The sequence below is a fragment of the Bradyrhizobium sp. UFLA05-108 genome, from assembly GCF_059803455.1.
On the sequence record NZ_JBANAZ010000132.1, the window covers coordinates 1 to 9,890 of the forward strand.

Below are 9,890 nucleotides of genomic sequence, written 5' to 3' on the forward strand. Positions count from 1 at the left end.
GATGCCGGCTGCCACTTGGCTTGCTGCCGGCGCTGCCGCTACTACTGGTTTCGCTTGTCGCCGAACAGAGGCTGTCCAAGGCGCGGCGGCATCGCCCCGTTCGATATAGTGAAGGCGCACTCCGTCGCATTCGGTGAAGGCCCCGATCGGGGGATTCTTTCGCTCCGCCGCCACTTGAAATGCGATGTTGCTGAGTATCAGAACGACAAGTCCGGCCAAAATGATCAGCAGGGTTCAGTCGTGGACATCGTCAACCTTTGGATATTCCGCACTAGCGGGGTTACTCTGGGAGCGGGCCCCTGACGGACGAGGATTCCTGCTTCCTCGTTTTCAGCCGCGCTTCCCGGCCGCGCGTGCGTATATGCGACCACTCATTTGCCGCAACGGGTACAGTTATCGTCGCGGCAGAGACGTGAGCTCCCGGGCCGCCGCGATGCCCCAGAACGGATATGCAGTCATATCTTTCGAATACTTCCCGTACATGTCGATCCGCCTGCTTGTGAATTCTGCAATGAGGGCGACAAATTCGAACGGTGACCTGATCGCCATAAGCCTCAGGCAGAACTCAAAAGCAAATTGCCCGTTGGCCTGGGCTATCTCAAGAAGCTTGGCTTGATAAGCCTGCATGTTTGTTGTCGCTAAATCGAAGCCTTTCGCCGGATCGCTATCACTCATCCTCTGACTGAGGTCACCTGGCAACGCATCCACCCGGGTCTCAATGAGGGGAGCATCGTGTTTTGGATCGTCATGTAGCTTAAGAGGTGGTTCAATCGGGGTCGCTGCAACAAAGCGCAGAAAATCGACTTTCGGGCTTCTGACAATGGCCTGCTTGTTCCGTTGGGCTCGCGCGGCCTTTTTAGGATTGCGGACGCGCTTTGACGCTGTTGCCAATTTGCGTTTGCTCATCTGACGCTCCAAGAAAATGGGGTGCGACCACAACGGTCATTTCTGAAAAGACAACAGGCTTTGCGATGTGGCGTTCCAAACCCTCGAAATGTCCGCATGAACTGAGATCAATCGCACGTTCAATCGCACGTTCTGGCGGTCGACGTTGATTTTAGGTAGCAACTCCAACCGAGCGAACGTTTAGCTCTCGGCGACTTAGTCGGTGCGGTGGAGTTTGAATGCGCCAACGACGCGGCGGCAAAACGGAAAGCCCAAAAGCTGTTGGCAGGCACCCCGGGGGAGCATTGCGACGTATTAACGGAAGTCTAGAGACTAAGTAATCGGAGCGGGCACACATTGCGCTAACGACTAACCAAGAGCGATCGGTTCGTTGACACCATTGAATTGTCTTTTGGGCTCAGGTCCGCAGCTAGCGACCGCTCGAGGCGCTCGGCTTGGTCTTTCGTCAAATTGACAGCCAGACCTAGATCAGTCCCGAACAATGCGGGGCCTTTACGTTGTCGATCGTAGACCATCCAACCCTGAGATGCCTGCCGCACCATAAATCTCGGTGGAGGCGGTAGCTTATCGCCCATGTTTTTGCCCTTTTGTTCTTACGTTTGCGCACAGCGAAGTTTTGGCAGATCGAGGCAAACGCTTTGGTTTGAGCACTCTCAAGCAAACCGTGCCGCGCTCCGCCTAAAGCAACGGTGGACGCTACCCTCCGTTCCTAGGCGAGCCTGATCCCTGAATCGGTTGGATTCGAAGGGAGCGGGGGCAACTTGAACCGCTGGGCGTTTCAATGCTGGCAGAGGAACGACTCTCGACAGAGCTAGTCATCTCCATACTCTCGGTAAAAGCCTCCAATGAAACCACGCCGAGAGAAAACCTTCCTACAAGGTTGGCGGCCTCGGCATCCCTCTCGCTGGGGTCGCTTGTCGGAGAGGCGGCGCGTTTGGTGATGTTAAACGACGCACTTCTGGATGAGCTGAGACAGCTGGAGCGCGAGGTCGTTGAGGGTGAGCGGCGAGGAACAGGAGGCGTTGGTCATTAGTTTGAAACGGCAGAATCAAGACACCAGCAACGCTCAAGCCGAACTGGACGGATTGCGTGAGAATCAGCGCCGCCTTCAGCAAGATCGGCATCGCATCTTGTCGCTGCTGCAACCGTAAGTCCTGATCGTTGGGCTTTTCGTATGTCCAAAAGTGAACATAACTCATCCGCACTCCCGGGCATGCTTGAGCGCGCCCGAGCGGGAGAGTATGTCACTTTGCCACTTCTTCCCGGTACAGGCCCCTATCCCTTTAGCGACCAGTTATTGGCTGGTGTTTGGCCCCAAGCGCTTGAAAGTGCTAAAATATCGCTGCGCTAATGGGATTCGGGTTGGGCGAGTTCTCATCGCGATCGGTGGAGGCCATCGGTGAAGATTGAGCGAGCACTGGCAAGTGGCGCACGAACTTCGAGGCTGCGATCGCCATCACCAACAGTAAGATAAAGGCCGTCCAGGTCATGCCACTTGGTTTATTGGCGCTATAGGTGCTTTCGCGAGTGCGACTTTTTCAACACATCACCTCAGAACCAGACAGCGAAACCATCTGGTTTGCATATCAGCGAACCAGAAGCCGACATGGCGACCAAGCTGTTCAACCAGCTCGTCGACGCGAGCGATCACGCTTGCCGATAATTCAGAGTTTATCGATTTCGCTGTCTTCAAGTTGAAAATCAGCTGCGGGACCTTGGGCCCCTTAGCTCAATGGCCGCGGTCGGCGGGCTACGCCAGTGGGACAATCGAGGGTTCTACGATCCCAATGCCCGAGGTCGGCTGCGGCCAGATATGTGCTCTCCAGGAAGGCCATCAGCGCTACCTCCGGGGCAGCTGATTGTCTCACCACATCGTAAGGCAGGAGAAATTCTCCGAGCTTCCGGTCGAAGTAGGCTCCATCGGGCATCACTTTCGCGTCCGCAAGACCTGCAGGAGCGGGATAGGCATAGGAGTAAAAGGCCGCAAAGTCCGTGCCGCCGCCGCCCGGCCAAAAACCTGCCGATGAGACTTCATGACTGTATGCCTCGCGGGTCACCTCGTCCGGCAAAGAAGGAATGCCACCCGGATGTAGGGGCGCGGGGCGTCCGGAGAAGCGCGTGACCGCTAAATCAAAGCTGCCCCAAAAGAGATGAACGGGACTAGCCTTTCCGACGAAGCCGGTTCGAAATCGGGTGAATACATTGTTGGCGAGCACGAGCGCCTCGAAGAACCTTGTCACGGCTGCAGCATCGTAGGGTCTCGTTTGCCGATCATCGCGAAATGAGATGGGAGCGGGCACCTCGCTGGGTCGGTCGTGAAGCTCCGGCGTGCCCCCAATACGCCGAACGAGTTCGAGGAAATATGCATAGAAGTCAGCCACAGACATCGGTCCTAACGGAAGCTCAGTCGTGCGCCCGTCTGCTGCTTCTCCGATGACGGCATGTTTCCGGAGATCAAGGGTGATCTCAATGCCAGCCCCGTCCGGTACCAGCGAAGTCGTCAACCCACGTGCGTTAACGTAGAGGGTCGCGTGCCAGGAATGGTTGAGCCAAGGCGTTCGTGCAAGTCGGTACTTACCCACAACCTGCGAATACATATGGAGCGCGGAACATGTCTCGCGCCAGTTCTCGAACGGGATGTCTGGCCAGTTTGCGTTCACAGTGCTTCCTCCAACTAAGCTCCACCCGGGTGGTCACAGCACCGAGATGATGTTAGGCGAGGTCCATTCGCGCTCAAAGCTAGACGATGAAGCGCGAGTAGAGCTAGTCTGCCATTGTGACGCCATAATGCGCAAATTCGCACCGAAGACAGAGCCTGGTATTGGGCCTAACCGACGTACTCAGCATATCCATCGGGACCGAGTGTAGGCGCTTGTGGCGCAAAGCGGTCCACGAAAATTTCCGCAACGAATGCGCTGACGCTGTTACTCTACTTCGCACTCGGAGGCGCACTCTATTATCTGCCGTTCGGCTTGATGCGGCTCGGCGACTACTCCGCGACACAGTGCGTCCACCCCATCACAAAAAGGCTCTTACCGGACGCTCGGTAAGGTGGTGTCCGCTTTGCCACCAATATCGACATCGGTGGAGGACGAAGGCACGTGAGCGCAGACCCACTTCTCGTCTCGTGCACCGCAGCAAAGTGTGATTTGCTTACCTCTCGATGGTTGTGGAAACCTAACCGGGTCCGCGCCCGCGCTTTACAGCGGGCTAGGTTTGCCCGCTCTGCTGACGCGGCGAGATCGGGCCTGACCTTTTCCAGGCGGCGTGCCGCATAGCCTTGAGGGACAAGCGTCAATCAACGCTAATGCGGGTCAAAAGGGAGCTGCGACTAAACATGCATGCGATGAAAGCGATCGCCATTATAGTGGTCCTGCTCCTGGTCGTGGTGAACGCTCTGGAATTGCTGCCGGCAGCGAGCGCATTCCAAATATACCTATCGGGTGGCGCGGTGGCGCTGAGCCTTGTCGCGCTGATAGCGATCATGGCCTGGCGCGGCCCGTCACGGGATAGCCGAAGTGCTGGTGCTGAGGCGGCCCGACCGATGCCTGTTACGACTCGCGTAACCCGGGCAGACGCCGAGATCGTTAGCTTTTTGGCGATGCTGCAGGCAAGGGGCCGGCTGGTCGATTTCCTGATGGACGACATCAACGCGCATGATGACGCACAGGTTGGGGCGGCCGCGCGCGTGGTCCATGCCGGATGCAAGACCGCCCTGCTGGAGCACTTCCGAATCTCCCCCGTGCGCGCAGAGAGAGAGGGATCGATGGTGCAGGTCGCCGCTGGCTATTCGCCGGACGAGTACCGACTGCTGGGCAAGATCAGCGGCCCGGCGCCGTTCTCGGGAGTGCTTGTCCACCACGGCTGGAAAACGGATGCGGTGAATCTACCGCGCGTTTTGTGGAGTTCGACCGATCGACTTCCAGCAATCGCTCCGGCGGAGGTGGAACTGAGATAAGCGGGTCCGCATCGGCCGGCTGCCTGGCGCCGACTCGGATCACGTACAATCGGCGCTTTCCATCACGCGCGGCTATTGACGCGAATTAACAGGACGACAACCAGGACACCCTTTATGAGCGCTCGTTTCAGTCTTGCTATCGACCTCGGCACAAGCAACAGCGCAATCGCGATCGCCGATCTCGAGAGTGGTGAGACCAAGATTATCGAAATCGCGCAGACCGTAGGGCCGAAACAAATCGGCGAGATGCTTACACTGCCGTCCGCCGTTTATATTCCGCACTCCGAGGAGTTCCCGGAAAGTTCTTTTCCTCTGCCCTGGAATGATGCCGGGGAGCGCGTGATCATTGGCCAGTTCGCGCGCGAGCGGGGGGCGCTCGTGCCTGATCGCGTTGTGACTTCCGCCAAATCCTGGCTGTCCAACCCGCATATCGACCCGAAGCAGCAGATTCTGCCCTGGCGATCCGACATCGCGGAAGAGAAGCTCTCGCCACTCGAATGCTCGCGCCATTACCTCCAACATCTCAGGGAGGCGGTGCTACATACCGAGCGGGCGCAGGGGCGGGATTGGGACTTCGCGGAAGGCGAGATCGTTGTAACCGTTCCTGCCTCGTTCGATGAGGTCGCAAGAAGCCTCACGGCCGAGGCTGCCAAGGCTGCGGGCCTTGAGGACGTCACATTGCTGGAGGAGCCTCAGGCTGCATTTTACGCCTGGATGGCGCAGACGGGCAGAGAATGGCGAAAACTGATTGCTGATGGCGACATCGTGCTGGTCTGCGATGTGGGTGGTGGGACAGCGGATTTTAGCTTGATCGCGGTCACAGATGTCGAAGGACAGCTGGAGCTTGAGCGCGTCAGCGTCGGCGAGCACATTCTGCTAGGTGGCGACAATATGGATTTGGCGCTCGCGTATGCGCTGAACGCCAAGCTTGAGGCCGCGGGCAAACGACTGGATTCCTGGCAGTTCCTGGCGCTCGTGCATGCCGCCTCCAAAGCCAAGATCGTGCTGTTTGATGATGCCGGGCTGGCGCAGGCGCCGATCGCGGTCCCGTCGCGCGGCTCCAGCCTGCTTGCTAAAACTGTCTCAACGACTCTCGATCGCGAGACACTGGAGCAAGTTGTCGTCGACGGTTTTTTCGCTAGAACCAGTGTCGACGACCTGCCGCACGAGAGCCGCATGACAGGGCTGCAGGAATTCGGTTTGCCCTATGCTTCCGACCCGGTCGTCAGCAAGCATATCGCCCAGTTTCTCGCTCGGAGTCTGCAGAACGTAAAGGCAAGCGAAAAGCTTGCCGCTCTGGTGGAGGTTTCGGCTGACGCGCAGGTGCTGATGCCGACCGCGGTCTTGTTCAATGGGGGCGTTTTCAAGGCCGCCCCAATCCGTACCCGGGTGCTTGAGCTGCTGGCGTCCTGGAATGGGGGCCAGCCAGTCCGCGAATTGGAGGGTTTCGAACCAGACCTCGCCGTCGCACGCGGCGGCGCGATCTACGGACGCCACCGCGCCACTGGCAAGGGCGTGCGCATCAAGGCCGGCGCGGCGCGTTCCTATTACATCGGCCTGGAAGCGTCGATGCCCGCCGTTCCGGGCTACAAGCCGCCGCTCAAGGCATTGTGTGTTGTCCCGCAGGGGATGCAGGAAGGCACGGAACTGCTAATCGAAGGACGCGAGTTCGGCCTTGTCACCGGCCGCACGGCGGAGTTTCGGTTTTTCTCCTCATCGGTACGAAGCGGCGATACGCCGGGACAGATACTCCCCGACGCCGAACGTGACCTTGATGACGCTGGCCTACTCGAAGTCGCGATCCCAGCCGTTGACGTCCCGATGGGGCAGGTGGTGCCAGTCCGCGTCAGTCCCGTCGTCACCGAACTTGGCATCCTTGAGCTTTGGATGCGGCACACGAACTCCGATCGCCGATGGAAGGTTGAGTTCCAGGTCCGCACGGAATAGGGGCCGCCCCTGGAGGTAATTCTTGACGAAAGACCGCGCCCGCTTCGCCATCGGTATTGATCTCGGCACGACCAACTCCGCACTCGCATTCGCGCCACTGGTCGGCAAGGGGACGCCAGAAGTCCTTCTCGTCCCGCAATGGGAAGGCCTGACGAGTCTGACCGAGAAGCCAACGTTACCTTCTTTCCTGTACCTCCCAGAGGAAGCGGTCGCGGCACACTTCCGCAGTGAGGAGGTCGAAGCCGGACAATGGATCGTCGGCCTTTTTGCACGCATAAAGGCAAGCGAAGCGCCCGGACGGGTCATCCATTCCGCGAAGTCGTGGCTTTGCCATCACGCCGCCGACCGGTTGGCACCTTTTCTGCCATGGGGATCAACGGTTCTGGCACGTGAGCAGAAAATCTCGCCGGTACGCGCCTCGGCACTGATTCTGAACTATTTGCGGGGGATCTGGAACAGCCGGTTTGCCGAGGCCGGCTTTGCGTTCGATGATCAGGACGTCACGGTTACCGTTCCGGCTTCCTTCGATGCGGCGGCGCAGCGACTGACGATTACCGCCGCAGAGGAAGCGGGCTTCCCCAGTGATGTGCGACTGCTCGAAGAGCCACAGGCTGCGTTCTATTGCTGGCTGGAAAGCCACGACCCCGCGCGCGAATTATGGCAGCAGCCCGACAACGGCGATGCTGGGCTGCGACACGTGGCGGTTATCGATATCGGCGGCGGAACGTCGGATTTCAGCATTTTTGAAGTTCGCCTGAACGAGCAAATGCCGGACCCTGACATCAGGCGTGTCGCGGTGAGCGAGCATACGCTGCTCGGCGGCGACAATGTCGACCTTGCCGTCGCCCATTTCCTGGAGCCGCGGCTTGCTGGGGCGGGCGGCCGGCTTTCCGGCCCGCAATGGGATCAGCTCGTCGCCGCCTGCCGTCATCTGAAAGAGCTCGCGCTCGCCGCTACGGGGCCGCCGGATGAGCGGTTCGTTGTTGCACTGGCCGGTCGCGGGTCGGGCATGGTCGGCGGCTCGCAGACGGCGACGGTGATGCGGGCGGAAGTCGAGAACCTATTGCTGGACGGATTTTTTCCCTTCTGCGACGCGGCGGCGCGGCCGTACCGGACGCAGGCGGCACTGAGGGAATGGGGGCTTCCTTATCCTCCCGACAGCGCGATAACCCGACACCTTGCCGAATTCCTCAACGACGGCCCGCGCATTGATGCCGTCCTGTTCAACGGCGGATCCGTCCGACCGCCGCTCCTGCGCCAAAGACTCCGCGAGCAGATCGGAGGCTGGCAGAACGGTTTCGTACCCCAAGTTCTGAAGAACGAGGAGCCGGATTTGGCGGTGGCGCGTGGAGCCGCGCGATTTGGTGCCCTTCTCCACCACCGTTCGGGTCGCATCGCCGCTGGGGCCGCCGCTGCGATATTTCTCGAAGTGGAGGGGATACAAGCAACGGATCGCCAGACTGTGCGCCCGCCCCTCGTATGCGTTCTTCCTCAGGGTGCAGCGCCGTCGCAGCTTTTTGAGATCGCTGATCTTGGGCTTAAGCTTCGCACCGATCAGCTGGTGCGCTTCCAGGCTTATTCCTCAACCCGGAAGAACGTTAGCCGGGCCGGAGACATCGTTTCCTGGTCCGAAGGCGAATTTCACGCGTTGCCCCCACTCCAGACCATCGTCAGGACGGCTGAGCTATCCGGTCCGGAAACGGGCGGGATGTTGTCCGTCGGTCTGACAGCGCGGATGAACGCACTGGGGTTGCTCCACATCTCGTGCGTCAGCGCCGATCCCGCCTTCCAGCAGTCCTGGCCGCTGGAATTCAACATGCGCGAGCACGTCCAAGGCGTCGCGGGCGCGCCCGGTGCGGGGCGGGCGCGGGAGGCAAACGCTCCGATTGAACCGAACGCTTCAGCGGACGCGCTGGTAACGGCACGTAGGCAGATCGGGATCGTGTTCACCCAGCCTGCCAATAACAACAAGAAGAACAAGATTACTGCTGCCACGATCCTCAAGGGTATGGAGCGCATCATCGCGTCTGCCAGAGGTGAATGGAACGGGCCCCTGCTGCGCGCCCTTTGGCCTGCGCTTGAGGAGCGGCGGGACGACAGACGACGTTCCGCGGACCACGAAGAGGCTTGGCTCATCATGGCTGGATTCCTGCTGCGCCCGGGCTTCGGCGTTGTCCGGGACGACCTTCGTATCGATGCCCTGTGGCGGGTGCACGATGATGGTCCGTGTTTTCCTGGTCGGCGCATCAAGAGCCAAGAATACATCCTCTGGCGCCGGGTGGCGGGCGGGCTCACGCGCGAACGCCAGACTAGGCTTATGGCCGGAGAGATCGAGAGGATCCGCAGCGGCAGGGCGCCCGACGAACTCGTGCGTCTGGCTGGATCCCTGGAACTGATCCACCACGACACCAAGGCGGAACTGGTGCGTTGCCTCTGCGACATCGCGGTGACGCTTGCACGGGCCAAGCGGCACTGCGCTCCTTATCTTGCGGCGCTCGGGCTCCTGCTCAGCCGCACTCCGCTCTACGCAGGGCCGGAGAGTGTCGTCTCGCCCGATCTCGTCGAGCACGCGTATCAGGCTTTCCAGCGCTTCGATTGGACCACGCCGGAGTTGCTCGACCTGCAGATTCTGTTCCTCCGGGCCGCGCGCGTTGTCGACGATCGGAGCCTGGATCTACCCATGTCTTTGCGCGGCCTGATTGCCGGCAAGCTGGAGAAATCCGGCGTTCCTGCGCTGCAGACCGCAAAAATCAAAGGTTTCGTTCCGATCGGACGATCCGATCGGGCCGGTCTATACGACGATTCACTCCCTCCTGGTCTGATCCTGATCGAATAGACATGCGCAAGGCCCGCGCCGCTAGCAGCCACGCCGCCGAGAAGCGTGATGAAGTCGCAAGCACGGTCGCCGCCGCACCGCTTTGACGTGAGTCAATATTTCTACTAAGGCGTACTCATAAATCCGCCCGTACAAATGCTGACCCAAGCGAGGTCCGCCAGCTAAGGGCCGATTCCGTTGAAAAAGGCCGCGGTTGCGACTCAGAGATACCAGTGATTCAGTCTGTCTAGTTGGCAGGACTGA

Annotated in this window: 7 protein-coding genes; 5 read left to right on the plus strand and 2 right to left on the minus strand. The window is 59.8% G+C overall.

Translation table 11 applies throughout. The features are described 5' to 3' along the window. The coding region (locus SO140_RS44800; protein ID WP_498544104.1) for a hypothetical protein at nucleotides 1–303 on the plus strand (303 nt) is incomplete at its 5' end. A 90-nt stretch (nucleotides 304–393) separates the two neighbouring features. Here SO140_RS44800 and SO140_RS44805 read toward each other — a convergent pair. Then, the gene (locus SO140_RS44805) at nucleotides 394–906 is read right to left on the minus strand and encodes a Phasin protein (RefSeq protein WP_498544105.1); all 513 of its coding nucleotides are present in this window, start codon (nucleotides 904–906) and stop codon (nucleotides 394–396) included. Nucleotides 907–1,904: 998 nt separating this feature from the next. Between SO140_RS44805 and SO140_RS44810 the strand changes: the two genes are divergently transcribed. Next, nucleotides 1,905–2,057, plus strand: a complete 153-nt coding sequence (locus tag SO140_RS44810; RefSeq protein WP_498544106.1) for a hypothetical protein — start codon at nucleotides 1,905–1,907, stop codon at nucleotides 2,055–2,057. Nucleotides 2,058–2,630: 573 nt separating this feature from the next. Here SO140_RS44810 and SO140_RS44815 read toward each other — a convergent pair. Then, nucleotides 2,631–3,566, minus strand: coding sequence for a DUF5996 family protein (locus tag SO140_RS44815; protein ID WP_474804787.1), 936 nt, complete (start codon nucleotides 3,564–3,566; stop codon nucleotides 2,631–2,633). A 677-nt stretch (nucleotides 3,567–4,243) separates the two neighbouring features. On the opposite strand from SO140_RS44815, the gene SO140_RS44820 reads away from it, so the two are divergent. The 3 genes from SO140_RS44820 (at nucleotide 4,244) to SO140_RS44830 (ending at nucleotide 9,647) form a co-directional block, all read left to right on the plus strand. Next, entirely contained in the window at nucleotides 4,244–4,864 is a 621-nt protein-coding gene (locus SO140_RS44820; protein ID WP_474804902.1) for a DUF2760 domain-containing protein, read from the plus strand. 114 nt (nucleotides 4,865–4,978) lie between these two features. Further along, nucleotides 4,979–6,811 (plus strand): Hsp70 family protein, encoded by a 1,833-nt coding sequence (locus SO140_RS44825; RefSeq protein ID WP_474804904.1) that lies wholly within the window; start codon nucleotides 4,979–4,981, stop codon nucleotides 6,809–6,811. A 22-nt stretch (nucleotides 6,812–6,833) separates the two neighbouring features. Continuing rightward, nucleotides 6,834–9,647, plus strand: a complete 2,814-nt coding sequence (locus tag SO140_RS44830; protein ID WP_498544107.1) for a hsp70 family protein — start codon at nucleotides 6,834–6,836, stop codon at nucleotides 9,645–9,647. Nucleotides 9,648–9,890: the final 243 nt, after the last annotated feature.

Bases quoted from the DNA above. Each gene is read 5' to 3' on its own strand.
- SO140_RS44805 (WP_498544105.1), bottom strand. From the start codon at position 906: ATGAGCAAACGCAAATTGGCAACAGCGTCAAAGCGCGTCCGCAATCCT.
- SO140_RS44825 (WP_474804904.1), top strand. From the start codon at position 4,979: ATGAGCGCTCGTTTCAGTCTTGCTATCGACCTCGGCACAAGCAACAGC.
- SO140_RS44820 (WP_474804902.1), top strand. From the start codon at position 4,244: ATGCATGCGATGAAAGCGATCGCCATTATAGTGGTCCTGCTCCTGGTC.